The organism is Halopiger aswanensis, from assembly GCF_003610195.1.
Lineage (GTDB): Archaea > Halobacteriota > Halobacteria > Halobacteriales > Natrialbaceae > Halopiger > Halopiger aswanensis.
In genome coordinates, this window is the sequence record NZ_RAPO01000001.1 from 1,005,705 (window position 1) to 1,029,197 (window position 23,493).

Below are 23,493 nucleotides of genomic sequence, written 5' to 3' on the forward strand. Positions count from 1 at the left end.
GATTGAAGCCGGTGGAGGGATTTGAACCCTCGACCTAATCCTTACGAAGGATTCGCTCTGCCAGTCTGAGCTACACCGGCGCTCCGTTGCATGTATTCGTACGAGCGATAGCAGGCATAAGGATTGCGAATCGATCCGGTCGTGTGACCGTGTTGCGTGGTCCGGCGCCTACGCCGACGAGCGCTCGAGTCGCACGTCGAGACAGACGTTCAGTTCGTGGGGGGCGTACGAGCGAACGGTGTGTCGGGTCTCGACGGAAACGTCGTATTCGGGTTCGGCGGCGTCGCGGATCGCGCGCTCGCCCGGTCCGAAGGGGTCGTCCTCGTGCTGGATGTCGTAGTAGTGGAGGACGCAGTCATCGCCGGCGATCGCGACGGCCGTCTCGAGGAACTCGTCGGCGCTGTGCGGAAGGTTCATGACGATGCGGTCGGCCCAGTTCTCGTAGTCAGGGGCGCCTTTGGTATCGCGCTCGGTGACTGCTTCGCCTTCGCTCGCATCGACTCGAGACGGAACGACCGTTCGAACGTCCGTACAGATCGCAGTCACGCGGTCCTCGACACCGTTTCGGCAGGCGTTCTCTCGGAGGTACGCGATCGCGTCCGGGTTGATATCGACGCCGACGCACTCCGCGCCGCGTTTCGCGAACGGAACGACGAACGGGCCGACGCCGGCGAACATGTCGAACGCCCGCTCGTCGGCTGCTACCTGCTCGGCGACGCGGTGGCGCTCAGTTGCGAGCCGCGGCGAGAAGTACACCTCCGCGAGATCTAGCGCGAACTCGCAGCCGTACTCCCGGTGGATGACCTCGGTATCCTCCCCGGCGAGCAGCTCCCAGTCGCGGACGCGCGTCTCGCCTTTGACCTTCGAGGCCTTGTTCAGCACCGTCTCGACCGGGAGGTCGGACCCGAGGACGGCATCGGCGATCTCCCGGGCGCGGTCCGGATCGTCCTCGTCGAGCAGGACTGCTTTCCCGAGTCGTTCGTACGAAGGATCGAAGCCGAGCAGATCGGCTGGCCTCGTCTGTGTTTCGCGTTCGTCGGCAGTTCGCCGCACGACCTCGAGGTCGTCGGGGACCGCCTCGGCGTCTGTGACCGGAATGTAGAGGTTGCCGTCCTCGACCGCGATCTCGTAGTCGTCGTCGATCAGGTCCGCGTCCGCGAGGTCGCTGCGCGTCGCCTCGCCCTCCTCGCGGGGAACGCGGACGCAGGGCACGTTCATACCGGTACTCGCCGATGGGCGGCCGTAACGGTGACGTTTTCCCGGACGGCCGCGCGTCGACATCGAGAACGATTAACGGTTATCAGGGAGCCGATCGTAGCCGGCCTATGAAGCAGCTCACGACCGTCGAAACGGTCCACGAGGAGGGGTCGTGGCTATTTACGGTCCGAGATCAGTACGGCGAACTCGAGGAGGCGCTGCTCGTCCCCTGCGAAGCTGGCGTCGAAGGATGGATCAACCGCTGTACGCACGAAGCCCAGCGATTCGACACGGGACGGGGCGCACCGATCCGTAACGGGCAGCTCATCTGCCCGCGCCACGGGTCGATGTTCGACACCTGCTCGGGCTACTGCGACAATGGCGAGGCGGCCGATACGACGCTCCCGACGGTCGAGATCACGGTCCGCGACGACGGCCGCGTCATCCTCACTGACGATGAACTCTCGTTCGTCGGCGAGGGCGGTATCGACGAAAACGAGGACGACGGTGACGACGGACCGGCGTCGACGTCCCATATCGGCTTCTAACCGAGTCTCGATCGGACTGCGGTCGTCTCGAAAGCGTATTCCGCCCGGTCGCACTACGAGCGGCCATGCTCACCTTCATCGGCCTCGGCCTCTACGACGAACGCTCGATCACCGTCGAGGGCCAGGAAGCGCTCCGAAACGCCGACCGCGCCTACGCTGAATTCTACACCAGCAAACTCATCGGGACGACGATCGACGACCTCGAGTCCTACCACGACGTCGAGATCGAGGTTCGAGATCGCGCCGGCGTCGAGCAGGAACCGGACGACATCCTCGCGGCCGCCGAGGACGAGGACGTGGCCTTTCTGACCGCCGGCGACACGATGATCTCGACGACCCACGTCGACCTCCGCTTGCGCGCCCACGACCGCGGGATCGAGACGCGCGTGATCCACGGCGTCACCGCCCAGACGGCGACCAGTTCGTTGACGGGGCTACAGAACTACCGGTTCGGCAAGGCGACGACGCTGCCGTTTCCCTACGCCCACGGCGCGGACGGTCTCCCGGCGAGCGTCACGGAGACGATCGACGAGAACCGCGAGGACGGACTGCACACGGTCGTCTACCTCGACATCAAGGTCGGGCACGAACGCGCCGAGGAGGACGAGTACATGACCGCCGATAGGGGCGCCGAACTGCTCGCCGAGGAGTACCCCGACCTCGTCGGCGTCGTCGTCGCCCGCGCCGGCAGCCCGGACCCGCTCGTCGAAGCTGGCACGATGACCGACCTCGCCGACCGCGAGTTCGGTGATCCGCTCCACCTCCTCGTGATTCCCGGCGACTGCCACCTGCTCGAGGCCGACGCGCTGGTCGAACTCGCCGGTGCGGACCGAGAGCAACTGGATATCGTCTGAGGCACGGCATCTTCCTGCGGTCGGCCGGCTACGCGGTGTGGCGAGCGCAGGCGCGTTTCGGAAAGGCGGCGACTGTTTCTGCTTCGATCGACGTTATGGTCCGACAGTGACAGATAGACCGTAGAGGATCATGGGAGCAAACGGCACGGACCTCGTCGACGACCTCTCGCTCGGGGAGAAGATCGATCTCGTCCACGGCGCGCCCGATCCGGACGGCAAGGCGACCGGGTACGTCCCCGGCATCGATCGGGTCGGCGTCCCGCCGCTGCGGATGGTCGACGGCCCGCTCGGCGTGCGGGCACTGGGAGCGCAAGCGACTGCGTTCCCCGCATCGATCGCTCTCGCATCGTCGTGGAACCCGGAATTGGCACGCGAGTTCGGCGCCGCGCTCGGTCGAGAGACGGCGGCCCGCGAGCAGGACGTTCTGCTCGGACCGGGCGTCAACATCATCCGAGTGCCCCACGGCGGGCGGAATTTCGAATACTACAGCGAGGACCCGCACCTTACCTCTCGGATCGGCGTCGGGACAATCGAGGGCATCCAGTCGGCGGACGTCGCGGCGACGGTCAAACACCACGTCGCGAACAACCAGGAGACGAACCGCTACGAGGTCAGCGCCGACGTGAGCGAACGGGCGCTGCGCGAAATCTACTTGCCCGCATTCCGGGCGGCCGTCGAGGAGGCCGACGTCCGGTCCGTGATGACGGCGTACAACCGAGTCAACGGTACCCACATGAGCGATCACGAGTATCTCATCTCGGACGTCCTGAAAGACGAGTGGGGATTCGACGGCGTCGTCGTCTCCGACTGGTGGGGCACCCGTAGCACCGTCGACGCGGCACGGGCGGGTCTCGACCTCGAGATGCCCGGCGTCGAACTCGAGGAGTTCCTCCCGGCCGATCCCGAGGAAATGGACGCACCTGACGGCGGAGACGGCACCGATGACGGCGCGCTGCCGCCGCTGCCGGACGTCCCCGCCTACTTCGGCGACCCGCTTCGCGAAGCGGTCGAGACCGGCGACGTCGACGAATCGGTCCTCGACGAAAAGGTCTCGTGACTCCTCGGGCTCCTCGAGTCGATCGGCCGGTTCGACGACGGTGCGCCTGAGGGCGAACTGGACACGAACGAACACCGCCGACTGGCTCGAGAGATCGCGATCGAGGGAACGGTCGTGCTGCAAAACGACGGCGCGCTCCCCCTGGCGGACGACGAGTCGATCGCCCTCATCGGTCCGAACGCCGACGCCGCAAAGCTCGGTGGCGGCGGCTCGTCGGAAGTAACGCCGGTCACGGAAACGAGCCCCCTCAAGGGACTCGAGGATCGCGCGGTCGAGGTGACGTTCGAGCGCGGCGCGGAACCGATCGCGGAATCGTCGTTCTTCGACGGCGGCGATGATCCGACGGACGCCGACGACGCGAGCGTCGACGATGCGGTCGCGGCCGCCGAAGCCGCCGACTGCGCAGTCGTCGTCGCACAGGACGACGCGACGGAGTTCACAGACCGGGACTCCCTCGACCTCCCCGGCGACCAGAACGACCTGATCTCGGCCGTCGCCGACGCCGCCGAGCGAACCGTCGTCGTCCTCCGGACCAGCGGCCCCGTCGCGATGCCGTGGCTCGAGGCCGTCGACGCCGTCCTCGAGACGTGGTACCCCGGCCAGGGCGACGGCGAAGCGCTCGCCGATATCCTATTCGGCGACGCGGATCCCGGCGGCCGGCTTCCGGTGACGTTCGGGCGGTCGGCCGACGACTACCCCACGGCCGAGGAGACGGCGTTCCCGGGCACTGACGATGTCGCACGGTACGACGAGGGCGTCTTCGTCGGCTACCGCTACTTCGACGAACACGACCGCGAACCGCTGTTCCCGTTCGGCCACGGGCTCTCGTACGCCGCTTTTGAGTACGACAATGCTGCTGTTACCGAGACCGGCGACGGCTTCGAGGTCACCGTCGACATCAGCAACGTGAGCGACCGTGCTGGCAAGGAAGTCATGCAGGTCTACGCCGAGAAGGCGGCTGCACCCGTCCCGACGCCCGAGCGCGAACTCGTCGGCTTCGAATCAGTCACCCTCGAGGCCGGGGAATCGACCACGGTGACCGTCTCGCTCGAGACGGAGGACTTCGCGTACTACGACGCAAGCGAGAACGGATCGGACGGCTGGACGGTCCCGAACGGCGCGAATGCGATCGCCGTTGGCCGCTCGTCGCGAGATCTGGAGGCGACGCTCGAGGTGGACGTGTAGCGCGGTCGGGGCATCGCCGTCGGAACTGGTCTCGGGGCCGCAGTCAAGAGAAGAAGCGCTTAAGCCGCGCGACCAGTCCGCTCGATTGACCGTCGCGCGAATTCGCGGAGTCGGCTACTGGTTCTCGGTGGTCACCGTCCAGCGAAGTCTCTGGATCAGTGTCCGCACCCTCACGATACGCTGCTTCGGCAGCCTGCTCGAGGAGGCCGTCCGCATCGGTGACGGCCGCTTTGACGGGCGCCTCGACGACGGGTGTCCCCTCGAACCGGTCGCGGCCGACGGCCGTCTCTGCGGCGACGATGACCGCGTCCGCCGTCGCGATATCGTCGCTCGAGAGTTCGTTTTCCCGCCCCATGGCACCTCGGACTTCGACGATGATCTCGTGGCCGTTCGCCGCCGCGACCCGTTCCAGATTCTCGGCCGCCATCTGGCTGTGTGCGATCCCCGTCGGACAGGAGGTGACTGCGACGAATTTCATCGATTCGCTTCGCCCCCGTTGCGCTCGCCGCCAGCACCGGCGTCGTCCGCCGCCAGTCGGCTGCGAACCCCCTCGACCGTGGTCGCGCTCGTCGCCCGATCCGCCAGCGATGCAGCCTCCGTCGCGTCGATCCTGGGTATATTCGCCTTCACCTCGGGGATCGTGACCGCGCTCATGCTCAGTTCGTCGAGTCCGAGTCCGACCAGTAACGCCGTCAGGTCGGGGTCGCCCGCCATTTCGCCGCACATCCCGACCCGGACGCCGGCGTCGTGTCCCGCCTCGACCGTCCGCTCGATCGCCCGGAGAACGGCGGGTTCGCAGGGATCGTGGAGATCGGCGACTCGATCGTGCTCTCGAGCGGCCGCCATCACGTACTGGGTGAGGTCGTTCGTCCCGATGCTGAGGAAGTCGACCCGCTCCGCGAGATCGGCTGCGGAGAGCGCCGCGCTCGGCGTCTCGATCATAACGCCGAGTTCGGGGAGTTCGTGGGCGATACCCGCTGTCTCGAGGTCGGTCGCGACGGACTCGACCGCTGTCAGGGCCGCCTCGAGTTCCGAAACGGTGGCAACCATCGGGAACATCGCGGACAGCGTGCCGGACTCGGCGGCCGCCGCCCGGAGCAGGGCCCGAAGCTGCGTCTCGAAGAGGTCGGCGTCGGGTCCGAGCGAGCGGCGGATACCGCGCGCTCCGAGGAAGGGATTGGCCGACTCGCGGGCGTCGGCGTACGGGAGCGACTTGTCGCCGCCGACGTCGAGCGTCCGGACGACGACTCGCCCGTCGGGAAACGCCTCGAGCGCCTCCCGGTAGACCTCGTACTGTTCGTCCTCGCTCGGGGGCCTTTCGCGGTCGAGAAAGAGAAACTCGGTTCTGAACAGCCCGATCCCGTCGGCCCCCTGCCGGACGGCGTCCTCGAGACCGGCGGGCGTACAGACGTTGGCGGCGACCCCGATCGGCTTCCCGTCCGCCGTCGAAACGGTCGCCTCGCGAACCTCGGGGTTTCGCCCGTCCGTCGCTCGATCGCGTCGCCCGTCGTCGGGATCGACGATCACGGCGCCGTCGTCACCGTCGACGAGGACGGTCCGCTCGTCGTCGATCGCCTCGAGCGCGTCGCCGGCGCCGACGACGGCGGGAATCCCCAGCGAGCGGGCGAAGATCGCCGCGTGCGAGGTTCGGCCGCCGTCCACGGTTGCAAAGCCCGCGACGCGCTCGGGGTCGAGCCGCGCCGCGTCGCTCGGCGTCAGCCGCTCCGCGAGGAGGACGGTTCCTTCTGGCACGCCCGTCAGGTCGAGCCGCTCGCGGCCGGTCAGCAGCCGGAGGAGCCGATCTCGAACGTCGCGCAGGTCGTCGGCGCGCTCGCCCGTCCGCCCCTCCATGTTCGCAAACCGTTCGATCGGGTCGGCGAACGACCGCTGGACCGCCCGTTCCGCCGAGCACCCGTCCGCGATCGCCGCCTCGATGTTGTCGACGAGCTGCGGATCGTCGAGGAGTCGCTCGTGGACGTCGAACACCGCCGCTTCCTCCTCGCCGACGCGTTCGGCCGCTCGCTCGCGTTCGCGCTCGAGTTCCTCCCGAGCGCGCTCCCGTGCCTCGTCGAACCGGTTGCGCTCGGCCGCCGGGTCGGTCGCGGCGGCCGCCGGCGCTTCGGCCTCGAGTCGGGCGTCGGTTCCGGGGTCGTACCACGCTGCGGTGCCGACGTTTTCGAGCGCAGTAATCCCGATCCCCTCGATTCGCCGGCTCGGCGGCTCGTTTTCGGTCATGATATCAGGTCGTGGATTCCGACGGCGAGTCCGAGTCCGTCTCCCGCTTCCCCTCTGTCGCTGCTCTCTGCGTCGCGAGCAGTTCCTCGAGCGCGTCGAGTGCCGCCGCCGCGTCGTCGCCCGCCGCAGTGAGTCGAACGTCATCGCCGCTCGCGACGCCGAGGCTCGTGACCGCGAGGACGCTCGTCGCCGCGACTGGGTCGTCGTCGCGGTCGCCGTCGTCGTTGTCGGCGTCATCGACGGGCTCGATCCGGACTTCGGCGTCGAACTGCGCGACGGTGTCGACGATGTCCGCGGCCGGGCGGGCGTGGAGACCTTCATCTGCTGCAACGGTGACGGTTCGCGTTCGCGCTCGCGCTCGTTCGCCGACGCGTTCGCCGTCCATCACCCGATCGCCTCCGCGAGCGTCCGTCGGGCGGCGGCCGCCGACTCCGCCTCGTGCAACGCCGTTCGCACCTCCGCGTGCATGAGCGCGCGGGACAGCGAACTGAGTATCGCGAGGTGCTCGTCGGTCGCTTCCGTCGGCGCGAGCAACAGAAACAGCAGCGTCGCCGGCTCCCCGTCGCTCGTCTCGACGGCGACCCCCTCGCTCGAGCGAGCGAAGGCGATCGTCGGTCGGTCGACGGCGTCGGTCTTCGCGTGGAAGAGTCCGATCCCCTTTCCCACCCCGGCGCCCATTTCCGCCTCGTGAGAGCGGATCGCCTCGAGGGCTTCGTCGCGGTCCGTCACGCGGCCCGCGTCGACGGCGCGATCGAGGAGGTACTCGATACACCCGCCCTTGTCGGTCGGGGGCTCCCGGAGCGTGATCAGCTCCGGCGCGAGTACGGCGTCGATCTCGTCGTCCATGGATGTGGTATATCGTTAATGACGTTTAGTCGTTCTTCTGTGCGGTCGCGACTGCGTCGTCGGTATCGACGTAGTCCGGTTTGAGCATCGTTACGGTTGTGGCCGTAAGGGCCGTCCCGAGCGCGAGACAGACCAGGAACAGCGCCGGGCTGTTACTGAGAATTACGACGAGGATACCGCCGTGGGGCGCGGGCATCGTCACCCCGAGCCACATCGCGAGCCCGGCGGCGGCCGCGCTCCCGACGACGACGCCGGGCAGCACCCGCTCGGGATCGGCGGTGACGTAGGGGATGGCGCCTTCGGTGACGAAGGACAGTCCCATCGGCACCGCGGCCTTCGCCTGTGCGTACCGCTCGTCGGGGTACTTCTGCGGGGCGACGGCGTTCGACAGCGCGAGGCCGAGCGGCGGCACCATCCCCGCGATCATCACCGCGGCCATCGGCGCGTAGATCTGGTCGGGGAGCAGGGCCACGGCGAAAACGTACGCGATCTTATTGACGGGGCCGCCGCTGTCGATCGCGACCATCCCGCCCAGCACGGCGCCGAACGCGAGCGCCTCGAGGCCGACCGCGTCGCGGACGACCGCGGTCAGCCACTCGAGCGCGATCGCAGAGGGCGGCGCGAGAACGAAGAGCGCGACGGGTGCTAGCGACCCGGTGACGAGGACCGGAACGAGGAAGACGGGCACGAGCGGTTCGACGGCGTTCGGCACGTCGCGATTACCGGCCCAGGCGACGGTCACCCCCGCGAGGAGTCCGACGCCGAGCGCGCCGAGGTAGCCGGCTCCCGTCTGTCCCGTCTCGAGGCCTACGATCAGTCCCGCTTGCTCGACGATCGCTCCCCGCTGGACGAGCGCAGTGAGGACGAACCCCGGCGCGAGACCCGGTCGGTCGGCGATCGCGTAGGCGACGTACGCGCCGAAAACGGGAACGGCGAACTCGAGGCTCGCTCGGCCGATCGCCGCGAGAAACCACGCGAGCGTGCCGGGCTGCTCGAGCGCCCCCGCCTCGCCGACGAGACGAGCGACCGCGAGGAAGACGCCGCCGACGGTGACGAACGGGATCATGAAGCTCACGCCGGTCATGAGATCGCGGCGGACGGATTCGAGGTGGGCGGAGAGTGTGGACGTGACGGTCATGGGCACGGATATCGGAATCGGGAGCGGGATCGAGATCGAGATCGGGGTCGCCGAACCGATCACCTCGTAAACAGCGGGACGTCGGTCGAATCCGAGCGGAGACCGGACATCTCCGGGACGGTCGTGCCCGGCACCGACACGACCTCGGCGGCGACCGTGATGCCCATGCGGAGCGCGGCGGTTCCGGACTGGCCGCGCGCGAACGTCGATAAGATACCCGCGAGCAGGGCGTCGCCCGCCCCGACGGTGTCGACGACCTCGACGTCTCGAGCGTCAGCCCGGTACACGCCGTCGGGCGAGGCCAGCAGGGCGCCGTCGTCCCCCAGCGACGCGACGACGTGTTCGAACCCCTCCTCGCGGAGCGCTTCCGCCGCTTCCACGCACTCCTCGTCGGTGTGAACCGGCATCCCGGTCGCGGTCCCGAGTTCGCGGCGGTTGGGCTTACAGAGGAAGTAGTCGCTCTGGAGTCCCTTCAACAGGTCGCCTTGAACGTCGACGACGGTTCGCCACGACCCGGCGCGAGCGATACGGTCGATCGTCGCCGGCCCCAGGTTCGGCGGGAGGCTGCCGGCGATGACGACCATTTCCGGATCGTGTTCGCGAACCTTGTTGACGACCTCGCGGACGGTCTCCTTCTTGACGTTGTGGCCCGACTGGTTGACCTTGTACTCCTCGTCGTCGGTGAGGATCGTCGTGTTGAGCCTCGTACAGCCCCCCATCTCGACGAAGTCGTTCGGAATCTTCTGACGGGAGAGTTGATCCTCGATGTACGAGCCGAGGAACCCGCCCATCAGCCCGGTCGCGGTCGAGTCGACGCCGAGCCCGGAGAGGTACTTCGAGACGTTGATCCCCTTTCCGCCGGGGTCGTACTGGGACATGCTCGCGCGTTTGACCACGTCGGGCTCGAGGTCCCCCTCGACGGTGATCGTGTGATCGACCGCCGGATTCAGCGTGACGGTGAGGATCACTCTCCCACCCCGTCGACGACGTCGACGCCGGCGGCCTCGAACGGCTCGCGCTGCTCGTCCGTCAGCGTCGCCTCGGTGACGAACACGTCGACGTCCTCGAGGTCGGCGAAGTTGACGAAACTCCGCTGGTCGAGTTTCGAGCCGTCGGAAACGAGCACGACCCGCTGGGACTTCTCCACCATCAACGACTTCATCCGCGCTTCGTCCTCGTTCGGCGTCGTCAGCCCGGCCTCCGGGTGGATGGCGTTCGTCCCGAGGAAGACGACGTCGAAGTTCGTCCGCTCGAGGAACTCCTCGCCGGTCGGCCCCACGAGCGCCCACGTCTGCTCGCGAAGCGTGCCGCCGGTGAGTTTGACGTCGCCGCGCTCGCCGAGTTCCATGGCGATCAGCGGCGAGTTCGTCGCGGCGATAAACTCGGTATCGGGCGCCGCCTTGGCGACTTCCATCGTCGTCGTCCCGGAATCGAAGAAGACCACCTGTCCCCGTCGAATCTCCTCGGCGGCGCGGTTTCCGATCGCTTGCTTCGCCTCGAGGTTTTGGACCTGTTTCTGGCTGTACGTCCGTTCCTCGGCGACGCTCGAGGCGGGAATCGCGCCGCCGTGCGAGCGTTCGATCAGCCCCTCGTCCTCGAGGTCCTGGAGGTCGCGCCGGATCGTCGCCTCGGAGACGCCGAGTGCGTCCGCAAGCTCGGTGACGGTCTGTCCGTTCTCTTCAGAGACGACGTCGACGATTTCGCGTTTCCGTTGTTTGGGTAGCATAACTCGGCGGGGAGAGATATTCGTTGCTCGATTATTGTTCGGCCCGTGACCTTATTTGTTTGTGATCGATTACGTTCATTGCTGCCGACGACTGGCGCTATCGCGCGGAGAGCATCGCGAGCGCCAGCGTGACCATCGCCCCGATACCGGTGACGAACGCGGCGCCGTAGGTTCCCCGAAGGTAGTTGTACACCGCGATGCCGACGAGCGCAACACCGATCACTAACGGAACGAGCTCCGCGATGGAGTCGGTGTCGATCGTCGTCACGCGACTTGCTCCTCTTCGGCGGATTCGGCGGTCGCTTCGTTTTCGGCTCGCTCGAACGTCAGCGACTCTCCGGAGGCCGCGTCGAAGTAGTGCAGCGAGCGGCGATCGAACTCGACGCTGACGCGGTCGTCGACCTGGATCGGCCCGCCGGGCTCGACCGACGCCTTCATCGTCGTCTCGTTACCCAGGCCGAGCTCGAGGACCGTCTTTTCGCCCTGCGGCTCGACGACGTTGACCGTCGCCGGGAGCCCGTCCGGACGCAGCGTCACGTCCTCCGGTCGGACGCCGAGGACGACATCGTCGCCGACCGCCCCCTCGAGCGCCCACTCGAACTCGTCCGGGACCTCGTGTTCGAACGCGCCGAGATCGATCGCGTAGCCGTCGTCGGTCCGGTGAACCGTCCCCTCGAGGAAGTTCATGCTCGGCGAGCCCAGGAAGTCCGCGACGAACATGTTTCGCGGGTTGGAGTAGACGAACGTCGGCGGGCCGACCTGCTGGACCTTCCCGTCGTTCATGACGGCGATCTGATCGCCGAGCGTCATCGCCTCGACCTGATCGTGGGTGACGTAGACCGTCGTCGTCGAGAGCTTGTCGTGGAGTTTGTTCAACTCGGCGCGCATCTGCACGCGCAGTTTCGCGTCCAGATTCGACAGCGGTTCGTCCATCAGGAAGACGTCCGGGTTCCGGACGATGGCGCGACCGAGCGCGACCCGCTGTTGCTGGCCGCCCGAGAGTTCGGCCGGCTTCCGATCCAGCAGTTCGTCGATCTGGAGGAGATTCGCGGCGTCTTCGACGCGCTCCTGGATCGTCTCCTCGTCGGCGCCCTGCTGTTCCAGTCCGAAGCGCATGTTCCCGCGAACGGTTTTGTGCGGGTAGAGCGCGTAGTTCTGGAAGACCATGGCGATGTCGCGCTCGTAGGCGCGCTGATCGTTGACGACCTCATCGCCGATCTTGATCGTCCCGTCGCTGGCGCGCTCGAGGCCGGCGATCAGCCGCAGCGTCGTCGTTTTGCCACAGCCCGACGGGCCGACCAACACGGTGAAGCTCTCGTCGGGAATCTCGAGCGAGACGCCGTCGACGGCGACGATGTCGTCGAACCGCTTGACGAGGTCGTCGAGTCGTACTTTAGCCATCGATACCACCGCCGTAGATAGTGTGTCGTCGTTGCATTGATTTCGAACTCATTCTTTCACCGCCCCCTGCGTGAGACCGCTCACGATGTACCGCTGGAAGAACAGCCCGAACAGAATGCCGGGCAGTGCGGCGATCATGCCGCCAGCGGCGAGGTGTGACCAGTCGATGAAGTCGTCGGCGACGAACAGCGAGACGGCGATCGGTAGCGTCTGGGACGCTTCGCTCCGGGTGAGCACCAGCGCGAAGATGAACTCGTTCCACGAGAAGATGAACGCGAGGATCGCCGTCGCCGCGATACCGGGCTTGGCGACCGGGAGGACGACCTTCACGAACGCCTCCCAGGTGGAACAACCGTCGACTTGCGCCTGCTCGTCGAGTGATTCCGGCACCCCGTCGAAGTAGTTTTTCATGATCCAGACCGCGAACGGCAGGTTGAAGAACGTGTACGTCAGGATCAGCGCCACTCGCGTGTCGGTGAGGTTGCCGGTCAACCCGCCGATCAGCGGCGGACTCGACATGATCTGGAAGAACGGCACGATCAGCGCGATCGGCGGAATCATCCGCGCCGCCACGATCGAGAGCAACAGCGCCTTGTTCCCCAGGAAGTTGTACCGGGAGAACGTGTACCCGGTCATCGTCCCCAGCGTGACGCAGATCAGCGTCGTCGTCGACGCGACGATCAGGCTGTTGATCGTGTACGCCTCGAACGGCCGATTCCGGAAGATGTCGACGTAGTTCTGGACCGTCGGATCGTGCGGGACGAACGTGATCGGGAGCGAGAGGACCTCGCCCTGGGTCTTCAGGCTCGTGATGAAGATGTAGTATATCGGGAACCAGATGACGATCACGTACAGGAGCAAGAGTCCGTACGCGACCAGTCGTTCCCTGACGACGCTCGGCCACGCGTCGTCCGCGTTGAGGCCGAGGCGGTCGGCGAATCGATTGACGGGTGAATCTTTCGTGCTCATGAGTCGTACGGTGTCCCTCCGAAGATCGTGTACAGGATCGCGACGATGGCGAACGTGACCGCGAGCATGATGACGCCCAGCGCGGCTCCTTCCCCGGTTCGCTGGAACTCCATGGACGTGCGGTAGAGCCAGGAGGCCCACACCTCAGTGGACTTCCCGGGACCGCCTTGGGTCATCACCCACACCAGGTCCAGCGCCCTGATATCGAAGATGATGCGGATCGTCAGCGCGACCAGAATCGACGGCTTCAGGAACGGGTACGTCACGTTCCAGAAGCGTGACCAGCGACTCGCGCCGTCGACTTCGGCGGCGTCGTACAGCTGCTCCGGGACGTTTTGCAGGCCCGCGAGCAGGATGATCACGATAAACGGCGTGAACACCCAGATGTCGGCGATGATCAGTGCCATCATCGCCAGCGTTCCGTCCGAAAGGAACGCAATCTTCTCCGAAAGCAGGCCCGTCTGGGTCAGCAGCCCGTTTATCGCGCCGTTTTTCGCCTCGAACATCCAGCGCCACATGAGTCCGCTCATCACGTACGGGAGGATCCACGGGACGATGACGGCGGTCCGGAACCACCCTCGACCCTTGAGATCCTTGTTCAACAGGATCGCGATCCCGAGTCCGAGCAGGAACGAAAGGGTGACGCTACACCCGACGTAGATGAGCGTGTTCTTCGTGAACGCGATGAAGCTCGCATTAAACACCTCCAGCGTGCCGCCGGGATCGAGCAGAATGCGCTTGAAATTCCGGAGCCCCACGAACTCGGTCTCCCGCGTGAGCGGGTTCTCCCAGAACAGGCTCGACCAGAGGAGCCGAGCGGTCGGATAGACGATGATGGCCGCGATCCAGATCAGCGTCGGTCCGACCGTCAGCGGAACGAACAGCCGGTCAAGCGCTCGACGTAGCGACTTTTCTGACGTCTCCATATATGATATGTAACGGGATAGTCGGTAGCTGTGGGTCCACTTACAGGAGCCCGATGTCCTGATAGAGGCGCGTAACGTTCTCCTGTGCGTCTTCCAGCGCCGTCTGCGGATCCTTCTCGCCGAGCAGCGCCGGCGTGATCTGTTCGTCGATGTAGTCGTCGACCTGCGGCTGCTGGATGTAGGTCTCGCTCATCGCGTGCTCGAGGTTGTACTTCATGTCCTCGAGGAGCCACGAGGGGTACTCCTCCTGGATCTCGTCGTCCTCGTAGACGTCGGGGACGACGCAGGGGTTCCCCTCGACGAGCATGTTGTTCTTACAGGACTCTCGCGTCGTCATGAACTCGGCGAACCGCTGGGCTGCGGCCTTCTTCTCGGAGAACGCGGAGATGCTGATTCCGTTCGTGTCCTGGAAGGTCGCACGACCGCTCGGGCCTGCCGGCGGCCGTGCACTGCCGACGCGCTCTTCGCCCCACTCGTCGATCGCGCGCGAGCCGAGCGGCGTCCACGATTCGACGGTAGCGAACTCGCCGGCGATGAAGGCGTCGCCGACGGCGCCCTCGCCCATGCTCGAGATGCCGTCGGGGATGATTTCCTCGTCGCGGAGCTGCGTGACGAACTCCATGACCTGCTGGCCTTCGTCGCCCGCGAACACCGGCTCGTTGTTCTCGTTGAACAGCGAGCCGCCGGCCTGGTAGAGCAGCTGCTTGAACGTGAACACGGACTTATCGGCCCACGTGAGGCCGAAGCCGGACCGACTGCCGTCGCTCAGTTCGGGCCCCATCTCCAGCACCTCGTCCCACGTGTCCGGCGGCGTCTCGACGACCTCCGTGTCGTAGAGGTACGTGCCCCACTTCCCGAACTCGGGAGCCATGTACGGATCGCCGTCGAAGCTGACGAGGTCGACGAGACTGTCCGGGAACTTGCTCATGTGGTCGTCCGAGAGCTCGAGCGGCTCGAGCCAGCCGGCGTTGACGAAGTCGGCGAGCCACCAGGTCGGACCGTTGAACGCGTCGACCTTCGGCTCCTGACTGTTGAAGATCGTCGTCAGGCTGGTCTTCAGGTTCGCCCAGGGAACTTCGTTGACGTTGACGGTGATGCCGGTTTCCTCCTCGAAGCGTTCGATGTTGGCCTCGGTCCCCTGGTCGAACTCGAGGCTCCCCGCGTTGTAGAACGTGATTTCGTCGGCCATCTCGCCGTCGCCGTTCCCGTTACCACTGCCGTTGCCCCCGTCCGAGTTGCCCGTACAGCCAGCGAGTCCCACGATGCTGGCGGCGCTGAGTGCGCCACTCGTTTTGAGAACCGTCCGCCGTGACTGCCGTTTGCGTGGCATACTGTCCCACATCAGAGTGATTAATAATAAAAGTTGCGTAATTTCGTTTATACACTACTGTAGATGAGTGGAATTATTTGGAATCGCCCCTCCGGAAGTGACAATACGATCAAACATCTGCGTCACTACCGAATCTCGAGACGGGAGAATACCACCAAAAGAGCGCTATTTGCCCCGATGTGGGCGTGGCCTGTCGAGTCAGGTTCGATGAGATCAACTACCGACGAAAACGCTCGCCCGACACGAACGAACACTCGCAGTCAGAAACGAACAGGTCCGTTACAGTCGCTCGATAATCGCGTTCGTTACGTCCTCAGTGGAGGCGTCGCCGCCCAGATCCGGCGTGCGCGGCCCGTCCTCGAGCGTCGCCTCGACGGCCTCGTGGACCGCCTGCCCTTCCTCGTCGTAGCCGAGGTACTCGAGCAGCATGGCGGCGGAGATGATCGTCGCGGCCGGGTTCGCGACGCCCTCGCCGGCGATGTCCGGCGCGGTACCGTGGACGGGTTCGAACAGCGCGCGCTCGGGGCCGACGTTCGCGCTCGGGAGGAGACCGAGGCCGCCGACGAGGCCGGCGGCGAGGTCCGAGAGTACGTCGCCCGCAAGGTTGGGACAGACGACGACGTCGAACTGTTCGGGATCGAGACAGACCCGCGTGGCGAAGGCGTCCATCAGCACCTCGTCGGTTTCGACGCCGTTCTCGTCGGCCACGCGCTTGATCGTGTCGCGAAAGAGGCCGTCCGTCTCGCGCATGACGTTGGCCTTGTGGGAGATTGTAAAGCCGTCGTAGCCGTTGTCCTCGACGTACTCGCAGGCGAACTCCGCGAGATCCTCGGAGGCCGACTCGGTAACGACGCGGGTCAGCGTCGAGACGTCCTGCGTGAGTCGATCCTCGATCCCCGAGTAGACGCCCTCGGTGTTCTCGCGGAGGAAGACCAGATCGGTCTCGGGCCGGACGGCGTCGACGCCGGGGTAGGCCTTCGCCGGTCGGATGTTGACGAAGGAGTCGACCGCGTCGCGCAGCGGCAGGATCACGTCGGCCGCGGTCTCGCCGGCCGCACCGAACAGCGTCGCGTCCGCCGAGGCCGCGAGATCGTAGGTCTCCTGGGGCAGCGCCTCTCCGGTTTCCTCCTCGACCGCGTCGCCGGCGTCGGCCTCGACGAACTCGAAGTCGAGCTCGAGCGCCTCGAGGACCTCGACGGCCGCGGGCGTGACTTCCTGACCGATTCCGTCGCCGGGGATGACGGCGATTTCGTGAGTCATGCCACAACGTCTCGGGGCGGGGGAAAAGAGGGTATCGATACACCCGAACTGGTCACGGACCGGACTTACGACCCGCGAGCGCGCCGCCACGCGTAGACGCCGCCGAGGACGGCACACAGCGCGAACAGCGCGGCGATCGTTCCGGTCACCGGGACCGGCACCGGAGCCGGGAGCGCCACCGTCACGCTCGCTGTCTCGCCGCTCTCGACCGGTCCCGTCTCGACGCTGTTCGACTCGAACTCCGATGCGGCGGCTTCGACGGCGTACGACTCGCCAGTGCCGGGAACGACGACCTCGAGCGTTCCGTCTTCCTTCGTCGTCCCGTTTGCGCCGAACGCGGTACCGCTGTCCCGTTCGATCCTCACCGTCGCGTTTCCGATCGGCTCACCATCTTCCGTTTGGACCGTAATGGTGAGCGCGGCGTCTCCGTCGAGCGTCACCGATTCCTCGAGTCGGTCGGCATCGGCTGCGAACGAAACCGTTCGATCAGCGTCGACGTATCCTTCGGCGCCGACCTGTAGCTCATACTCGCCCCGCATCGGCACGTTCTCGAGGCGGTAGGTCCCGTCGCCGACGTGCGTTCCCGTGTACGTTCCCGCTGGCCCGGCGGCCTCGACCGTCGCCCCGTCGATTCCGTCGCCGAAGCGGGCGTCGGTCACGTCCACCTCGAGCGTCCCGCTGCCGGCGAGTTCGACGTCGAGGGTCGACGTCTCGTCGCTGGCGACGGTTCGCGTCTCAGTTACCGACTCGTACCCGTCGCGCTCGACGACGACGGCGTATTCCCGGTCGCCGGCCAATCCGGGAACCTCGTAGCGACCCTCCGCGTCGGTGGTCGTCTCGTACGGTTCGCCCTCGCCGATGACCTCGACGGTCGCGTTGGCGATCGGGTTGCCGGTTTCGGCGTCGGTCACCGTCCCCTCAAGGGTCGCGTACTGGCCGACGGCGTCGACCGCCGCGTAGGCGTCGATGATCCCGCTCCCGTAGCGGGTATCTTTCGCCGCGGAAACGTCCTCGCCGTCCGGTTTCCAGGCCGTCTCCTCGAGTGCACGCTTGATTTCGTCGGGCGAGAGGTCCGCTGCGGTTGCGGACTGCATGAGCGCGGCCGTACCGGCGACGTGGGGCGCCGTCAGGCTGGTGCCGAGGTTCGTCCGGTAGCCGCCGCCCGGCGTCGCGCTCTTGACGCTTACACCGGGTGCGACGACGTCGGGGACGACGTACGAGTCGGGCCAGCGGGCCGGCGCATCCCCGCGCCACTCGTCGGCGGTGTCGATCTCCTCGCCCCCGGAAAAGGAGGGCACGTCGTCCGACTGATCGATCGCCCCGACGCTGATCACGTCGTAGGCGTTCCCCGGCGACAGCGACGTCCCCTCACCGCCGTTGCCGACCGCGCCGACGACCACGGTGCCGGCCTCGCGGGCGTTTTCGATCGCGTCGACGGACGCGCTGCTGTGGCCGTCCCACCCCAGACTCAGACTGATAACGTCGGCGTCTTCCTCGATCGCCCACTCCATTCCGGCCAGAATCGTCGAGGAGCGCCCGCCGCAGCGCTTCCGGTTCTCGCAGTCGGTCATGACGGCGCCGTGGAGCAGCGTTACGTCGGGCGCGACGCCGATGTGGGTTCCGCTCGCGTTGCCGCCGGCGACGATGCCCGACACCTGCGTTCCGTGGCCGTCGTAGTCGATCGGCTCGGCCGACGGGTCGTCGTCGAAGTCCTTCCACTCCGCGACCTCGATGTCCGGGTGGTCGCCGTCGACGCCCGAGTCGAGTACGGCGACTCTGACACCCTCGCCTCTCGTGCGGAACGCGTCCCAGGCCTCGGGGGCGCGGATCTTCTCGAGGCCCTCGGTGTACACCGCGCTCGAGGACGTTCCAGCGGTCGCCAATTCGGCGTGCGTTGTTGGCTCGTTCGTGCTTGATTTCGCTGGGATGGCTGGCGCGGAACTCGAGACGACGCTGTTCGGCTCGATCCGCGTCACGTTCTCCAGCCGCGCGAGGACCGTCAGCGACGCGCGATCAGTATCGACCGTTACGAGTGCGGCGTTCGTGATCCAGAAGGACCGCTCGAGCGTGACGCCCTCGGTCGCGCTCGCGTACCGCTCGAGGGATTGCTGCGTCCGCTCGGCGTGGCCCCGGCGAGCGGCGACCATATCGTCCTCCCGTTCGCGCTCGACCTCGATCTTGGCACCACCCTCGTCGACACTCGAGACCGCCTCGTCGTCGAACGGTTCGAATCGGACCAGCACCGTGACGGTTCCGTCGGCCTCCTCGATCGTCTCGTCGATGGGAGTCGGTTCCGCGGGAGCGGACGTCGCATCGCCCACCGCTGACGTGGCGGGCGTCGCCGCCCACGCGCCGGGAACGGCCGCGACGAACAGCACGCAAAGCACGCACGCAACCAGCGCCGCCACTCCGGCGGACCGCACCCGAGAACCGATCGGCGAGGCGGACATTGCTCGAGCGAAGACAGTCGGCGCGGTTAAACGTACCTGTTGACTCGGCGCTCGCTTTTAGGCCGCTGATCAACCGCTCGCGAGAATCTCGTCGAGCAGGTCCCGCTCCCGATCGAGGGTCTCGTCGCCGATCGCCTCGCGTTCCGAACGGAGGTGGTCGCGGAAGCGCTCGAGTCGCTCGTCGTACGGCGGTGACACCACGAGCGGGTCCGACTGCAACTCCCACTCGCCGAGCCGATCGGCTTCGGGGTCGGGAGCCGGGGCGATGCCGTCGTCGGCGCCGTCGACTGCGACGAGGTCGGCCTCGCGCTCGTGGACCGTCCAGTTTCGCAGCAGTTCGGCGTAGCGGGCAAGCAGGATCGCCTTGCGGACGGCGGTGCTGCCGTAGCGCTCGTCGTCACCGGACGGGAACGCGACGGTCTCGGTCGTCGATCGGCGCTCGCCCGACCGCGTCTCCCAGCTCGCCTCGAGCGTCAGAGGCGCGTCGGTGCCATCGGAGGACGCTGTATCCGTCCGTTCGACCCGCACGAGGACGACGCCGCCTTTCGCCTCACCGTCGGTTCGAGGCGACGGGAACAGCGTGTTCACGCGCATGAGTTCACCAGTTGCCTCATCGGCGGCCGTCGAGCCGTACACCCGCACGATCTCATACCCGTCGGCTGCGAGTTCCAGCGAGAGATCGTAGACCAGCGGCGTCACCATGTACTCGAACTCGTCGGTCATTCGGCGCTCGAACTCGTCGGCGGAGTAGACGCTGTAGTAGTTCGCGCCGCGGACGGCCGTCAACCGGTCGATCAGCTCCGCGTTGAAGTCTACGCCGACGCCGACCACCGTCGTGTGGTGGCCCCGGTCGGCGTTCGCCTCGAGGCTCGCGTGGAGTTCGTCGGCGTCGGTCTCGCCGACGTTGATCTGGGCGTCCGTGATCAGGATCGAGCGGTTCTCGTACGCCCCGCGGTCGGCGTCGTCGTACTCGGACAGCAACTCCTCGCTCAACTCGAGTCCGGCCGAGACGTTCGTCCCGCCGCGGGCTTCGACGTCCTCGCGCATGTGCTCGCGGATCGCGTCCATATCTGTTTGTTCGACCGCCCGAAGCGGCTTCGCGAGGTGCGCCTCGCTGTTGAACAGTACGACGCCGAGTCGGTCGTCGGGACGGAGCTGCTTCGTCATCGCGGCCAGCGCTTCCTTCGCAACGTCCATCTTCGGCCGGCTCGTGTCACCCTCGGCTTCCTGCCTGTTGCCGAACTGATCGTAGTAGTAGTCGTCGAAGCTGGCGCTCATCGACCCCGAGATGTCCAGCACGATCACGAGGTTCAGCGCCGGCCGGTCGAACTCGGACTGGGCGAGCCCCGACTCGAGGCCGACCGACAGGTACCGCTCGGGGTCGCCCGAGAGCGGGTCCGGCGTCACGGCCGGCGTGTAGGTCGGGCAGAACAGCGACTCGCAGGTACCGTCGCCGCCGGTGTCGAAGTAGTACTCGTGGAACAGCCCCTCGGTGGCCATGCTTTCGGGGAGCGGCAGGTAGCCGTCGGCGACGTTGCGCCTGAACGTCCCGACGTCGGCGGCGCCGCCGGCGGCGAGGCCGATGCTCTCGTCGGCGCTCGTCGCCATCTCGGCGCCGTTGCCGCCCGCCGCGTCGTCGCTCCCGCCGAAACTCCAGAGACCGTCGTCGTCCTCGCGATCCGGCGAGTACTGCCAGTCGTCGACCCGCTCCCCGTCGGTCGCCGTCGACGGCGTCGATGTCGGCAGCGAACAGCCCGCGAGCGCGGCGCTCGAGGCGGCGGCAGCGGTACACAGCGTCAGAAACTGTCGTCGATCGGAGGGCATAGCCGACGCTACGCGTCGACGGTCATAATCGGTTCGGCAAACTGAAACGACGATTGTAGCTAGCGCGTCGGCTTCGAGACGACGATTCGGAAACTCGAGAGAACGAAGGAGCGAAGGATCGAACGGCGGCCGGCGCGGCGCTACTCGGCTTCGGGAATCGCCGCGTCCTCGACGTACGGCAGTTCCTCGGCCTTCTTCCGAACTTCGCCGGCGTTGGACTTCATCAGCGCCGTCGTGTCCCAGACGCCCTCGACGAGGGCCTTGCGCTGGGCCTCGTCGACCGTGACGTCGATGGTCTGCCCGCCGTAGGTGACTTCCTCGGCTTCGACGTCGATCTCGATCTCTTCGTCGGGGTGCTCGTCGACCCAGTCCTGCAGGTCCTGGATCGTCTCGCTGTCGGCCGTGACGGTCGGAATCCCGAGGGCCAGACAGTTACCCGCGAAAATTTCGGCGAAGCTCTCGCCGATGATCGCGTCGATACCCCAGCGCATCAGGGCCTGGGGCGCGTGCTCACGCGAGGAGCCGCAGCCGAAGTTGCTGTTGACGACCATCACCGAGGAGTCCTGGTAGCGGTCCTCGTTCATCGGATGGTCCTTGGGGTTGTCGTCGTCGTCGAACCGGACGTCGAAGAACGCGAACTCGCCCAGCCCGTCGAAGGTGACGACCTTCATGAACCGCGCGGGGATGATCTGGTCCGTGTCGATGTCGTTCCCGCGGATCGGGAGGCCCGACCCGGAAACGTAGTCGACCTCGGGAATCTCGACGTCGTCGCTCATTGTGCGGTCACCTCCGCTTCCGGCAGTTCGCGAACGTCGGTCACTTCACCCTGGATCGCCGCCGCGGCGACCATCCGCGGGTTCATCAGGACGGTGCGCCCGTCCTTGCTGCCCTGGCGGCCGATGAAGTTCCGGTTCGAGGAGGAGGCGCAGGCCTCGTCGCCCTCGAGTTGGTCCTCGTTCATGCCGAGACACATCGAGCAGCCGGCGTTGCGCCACTCGAAGCCGGCCTCCTCGAAGATGTCTTTCAGGCCTTCTTCCTCGGCGGCCTGCTGGACGCGCTGGCTGCCGGGGACGACCATCGCGCGGACGTCGTCGTGGACCTCACGACCCTTGACGATACGGGCCGCACGTCGCAGGTCCGGCAGGCGAGCGTTCGTACAGGAACCGAGGAAGGCGACGTCGATGTCGTAGCCCTCCATCGTGTCGCCGGGCTCGACGCGCATGTGCTCCTGGGCGCGTCGGGCGGTGTCCTGCTTGTCCTCGGGCAGCTCCTCCGGTGCCGGGATCGGGTCCGTGATGCCGATGCCCTGGCCGGGCGTGGTGCCCCAGGTGACGACCGGCTCGAGTTCGTTCGCGTCGATGCGAACGATGTCGTCGTACTCGGCGTCCGCGTCGGAGCGGATGGACTCCCAGTACGGTTTGAGTTCCTCGAAGCGCTCGGGGTTCTCTTGGAAGTAGTCCGTCTCCTCGAGCCACTCGTAGGTGGTCTCGTCGGGGTTGACGTAGCCCGCGCGGGCGCCGCCCTCGATGGACATGTTACAGATCGACATCCGACCCTCCATGCCCAGCGACTCGATGGCCTCGCCGGCGTACTCGTAGACGTAGCCGACGCCGCCCTCGGTGCCGAGTCGGCGGATGATCTCGAGGATGATGTCCTTGGCCTCGACGCCCTCGCCGAGTTCGCCGTCGACCTGGATCTTACGGACCTTCTGCTTCTCCATGGCGACGGTGCCCGTCGCGAGCACGTCCCGGATCTGGCTCGTGCCGATACCGAACGCGAGCGCGCCGAAGGCGCCGTGGGTGGAGGTGTGGGAGTCGCCGCAGACGATCGTCTTGCCGGGCTGGGTCAGGCCCTGCTCCGGTCCGATGACGTGGACGATCCCCTGATCGCCCGTCGTCGGGTCCGAGAACTCGATGCCCGCCTCGCGGACGTTCTCCTCGAGTTCGGCCATCATCTCCTCGGCCGCGTCCTCCTCGTAGGGGCGGGACTGATCGGCCGTCGGGACGATGTGGTCGACCGTCGCGTGGGTCAGTTCGGGGTAGGCGACCTCGAGGTCGCGCTCGCGGAGCATCCCGAACGCCTGCGGGCTCGTCACCTCGTGGATGAGGTGGAGGCCGATGAACAGCTGGTCCTGTCCGGTCGGCAGCGTCGTGACTTTGTGTCGATCCCAAACCTTGTCGTACAGCGTGCCTTCGCTCATTCCTCGTCCTCTACCGGGTCTACCGGGTTTCGTTGCCCGCGCTCGAAGACGCGGTTCGCGTCCTCGGCGTCGTGGGGCGGCGTGTGATCCACGTCCGCCATGGTGGTGTCTCGTTTTCGCTCGGCTGTTCCGTCGTCGGTCTCGTCGGCCTCGGCGTCAGCCGGCCGGCCACCGTCGGAGCGACGCTCCGACGAGGATCGCGAACCATCGGTTCGCTCACCGCCGTCCGCCGCGACCGTCGGGCCGCGGCTGAACAGGCGGCCGGTCGTCTCCCCCGTGTAGGGGTTGGTGTGGCTGACGTCGGCCATCGTTCGCGCGTCGTTTGCGTTGTCGCTCATTGTGTCATT

21 protein-coding genes, 1 tRNA gene and 1 pseudogene are annotated in these 23,493 nt (G+C 66.6%); 3 read left to right on the forward strand and 20 right to left on the reverse strand.

Going from position 1 to position 23,493, the window contains the following annotated elements; translation table 11 throughout:
* Positions 1–6: 6 nt before the first annotated feature.
* A tRNA-Thr gene (locus ATJ93_RS04895) sits at positions 7–80 on the reverse strand.
* Positions 81–168: 88 nt separating this feature from the next.
* Positions 169–1,218 carry a class I SAM-dependent methyltransferase gene (locus ATJ93_RS04900; RefSeq protein WP_120243477.1) on the reverse strand — a complete coding sequence of 350 codons (1,050 nt, stop codon included), beginning with the start codon at positions 1,216–1,218 and terminating at the stop codon, positions 169–171.
* A gap of 107 nt (positions 1,219–1,325) precedes the next feature.
* Between ATJ93_RS04900 and ATJ93_RS04905 the strand changes: the two genes are divergently transcribed.
* The 3 genes and pseudogenes from ATJ93_RS04905 to ATJ93_RS24510 all read left to right on the forward strand — a co-directional run bounded on the left by ATJ93_RS04905 (position 1,326) and on the right by ATJ93_RS24510 (position 4,841).
* Entirely contained in the window at positions 1,326–1,745 is a 420-nt protein-coding gene (locus ATJ93_RS04905; RefSeq protein WP_120243478.1) for a Rieske (2Fe-2S) protein, read from the forward strand.
* A 65-nt stretch (positions 1,746–1,810) separates the two neighbouring features.
* Complete coding sequence (dph5, locus tag ATJ93_RS04910) at positions 1,811–2,599, forward strand: diphthine synthase (RefSeq protein ID WP_120243479.1); 789 nt, start codon at positions 1,811–1,813, stop codon at positions 2,597–2,599.
* Between the two features lie 130 nt (positions 2,600–2,729).
* Positions 2,730–4,841: pseudogene (locus tag ATJ93_RS24510) on the forward strand (beta-glucosidase).
* Positions 4,842–4,884: 43 nt separating this feature from the next.
* On the opposite strand, the gene ATJ93_RS04920 reads toward ATJ93_RS24510, so the two are convergent.
* The 18 genes from ATJ93_RS04920 to ATJ93_RS05000 all read right to left on the reverse strand — a co-directional run bounded on the left by ATJ93_RS04920 (position 4,885) and on the right by ATJ93_RS05000 (position 23,484).
* Entirely contained in the window at positions 4,885–5,319 is a 435-nt protein-coding gene (locus ATJ93_RS04920; RefSeq protein ID WP_120243480.1) for a PTS fructose transporter subunit IIB, read from the reverse strand.
* Positions 5,316–7,076, reverse strand: coding sequence for a phosphoenolpyruvate--protein phosphotransferase (gene ptsP / locus ATJ93_RS04925; RefSeq protein ID WP_120243481.1), 1,761 nt, complete (start codon positions 7,074–7,076; stop codon positions 5,316–5,318). The genes ATJ93_RS04920 and ptsP overlap by 4 nt, the downstream gene beginning before the upstream one ends.
* 4 nt (positions 7,077–7,080) lie before the next feature.
* Positions 7,081–7,461, reverse strand: a complete 381-nt coding sequence (locus tag ATJ93_RS04930) for an HPr family phosphocarrier protein (protein ID WP_120243482.1) — start codon at positions 7,459–7,461, stop codon at positions 7,081–7,083.
* The gene (locus ATJ93_RS04935) at positions 7,461–7,922 is read right to left on the reverse strand and encodes a PTS sugar transporter subunit IIA (RefSeq protein ID WP_120243483.1); all 462 of its coding nucleotides are present in this window, start codon (positions 7,920–7,922) and stop codon (positions 7,461–7,463) included. The genes ATJ93_RS04930 and ATJ93_RS04935 overlap by 1 nt, the downstream gene beginning before the upstream one ends.
* A 25-nt stretch (positions 7,923–7,947) precedes the next feature.
* Complete coding sequence (locus tag ATJ93_RS04940) at positions 7,948–9,060, reverse strand: PTS fructose transporter subunit IIC (RefSeq protein ID WP_120243484.1); 1,113 nt, start codon at positions 9,058–9,060, stop codon at positions 7,948–7,950.
* Between the two features lie 59 nt (positions 9,061–9,119).
* Complete coding sequence (pfkB, locus tag ATJ93_RS04945) at positions 9,120–10,028, reverse strand: 1-phosphofructokinase (protein WP_120243485.1); 909 nt, start codon at positions 10,026–10,028, stop codon at positions 9,120–9,122.
* Positions 10,025–10,786, reverse strand: coding sequence for an HTH-type transcriptional regulator GlpR (glpR, locus tag ATJ93_RS04950; RefSeq protein ID WP_120243486.1), 762 nt, complete (start codon positions 10,784–10,786; stop codon positions 10,025–10,027). The genes pfkB and glpR overlap by 4 nt, the downstream gene beginning before the upstream one ends.
* Before the next feature lie 97 nt (positions 10,787–10,883).
* Positions 10,884–11,054, reverse strand: coding sequence for a hypothetical protein (locus ATJ93_RS23510; RefSeq protein WP_170155517.1), 171 nt, complete (start codon positions 11,052–11,054; stop codon positions 10,884–10,886).
* On the reverse strand, positions 11,051–12,187 hold the full coding sequence (locus ATJ93_RS04955; protein ID WP_120243487.1) for an ABC transporter ATP-binding protein: 1,137 nt from the start codon (positions 12,185–12,187) through the stop codon (positions 11,051–11,053). The genes ATJ93_RS23510 and ATJ93_RS04955 overlap by 4 nt, the downstream gene beginning before the upstream one ends.
* A gap of 48 nt (positions 12,188–12,235) precedes the next feature.
* Positions 12,236–13,156, reverse strand: coding sequence for a carbohydrate ABC transporter permease (locus ATJ93_RS04960; RefSeq protein WP_120243488.1), 921 nt, complete (start codon positions 13,154–13,156; stop codon positions 12,236–12,238).
* On the reverse strand, positions 13,153–14,082 hold the full coding sequence (locus ATJ93_RS04965; RefSeq protein WP_120243489.1) for a carbohydrate ABC transporter permease: 930 nt from the start codon (positions 14,080–14,082) through the stop codon (positions 13,153–13,155). Before ATJ93_RS04965 ends, ATJ93_RS04960 begins: the two co-directional genes overlap by 4 nt.
* Positions 14,083–14,122: 40 nt before the next feature.
* Positions 14,123–15,412 carry an ABC transporter substrate-binding protein gene (locus tag ATJ93_RS04970; protein ID WP_120243932.1) on the reverse strand — a complete coding sequence of 430 codons (1,290 nt, stop codon included), beginning with the start codon at positions 15,410–15,412 and terminating at the stop codon, positions 14,123–14,125.
* Between the two features lie 279 nt (positions 15,413–15,691).
* Positions 15,692–16,672: a 3-isopropylmalate dehydrogenase gene (gene leuB / locus ATJ93_RS04975; RefSeq protein WP_120243490.1), complete on the reverse strand. Its 981-nt coding sequence runs from the start codon at positions 16,670–16,672 to the stop codon at positions 15,692–15,694.
* 65 nt (positions 16,673–16,737) lie between these two features.
* On the reverse strand, positions 16,738–19,122 hold the full coding sequence (locus ATJ93_RS04980) for a S8 family serine peptidase (RefSeq protein ID WP_120243491.1): 2,385 nt from the start codon (positions 19,120–19,122) through the stop codon (positions 16,738–16,740).
* 69 nt (positions 19,123–19,191) lie between these two features.
* Positions 19,192–20,946 carry a vWA domain-containing protein gene (locus ATJ93_RS04985; protein WP_120243492.1) on the reverse strand — a complete coding sequence of 585 codons (1,755 nt, stop codon included), beginning with the start codon at positions 20,944–20,946 and terminating at the stop codon, positions 19,192–19,194.
* A gap of 140 nt (positions 20,947–21,086) precedes the next feature.
* Complete coding sequence (leuD, locus tag ATJ93_RS04990; RefSeq protein ID WP_120243493.1) at positions 21,087–21,722, reverse strand: 3-isopropylmalate dehydratase small subunit; 636 nt, start codon at positions 21,720–21,722, stop codon at positions 21,087–21,089.
* A complete protein-coding gene (leuC, locus tag ATJ93_RS04995) occupies positions 21,719–23,146 on the reverse strand; it encodes a 3-isopropylmalate dehydratase large subunit (RefSeq protein WP_120243494.1) in 1,428 nt (475 codons plus the stop codon). The genes leuD and leuC overlap by 4 nt, the downstream gene beginning before the upstream one ends.
* Complete coding sequence (locus ATJ93_RS05000; protein WP_120243495.1) at positions 23,143–23,484, reverse strand: hypothetical protein; 342 nt, start codon at positions 23,482–23,484, stop codon at positions 23,143–23,145. Before ATJ93_RS05000 ends, leuC begins: the two co-directional genes overlap by 4 nt.
* Positions 23,485–23,493 lie beyond the last annotated feature (9 nt).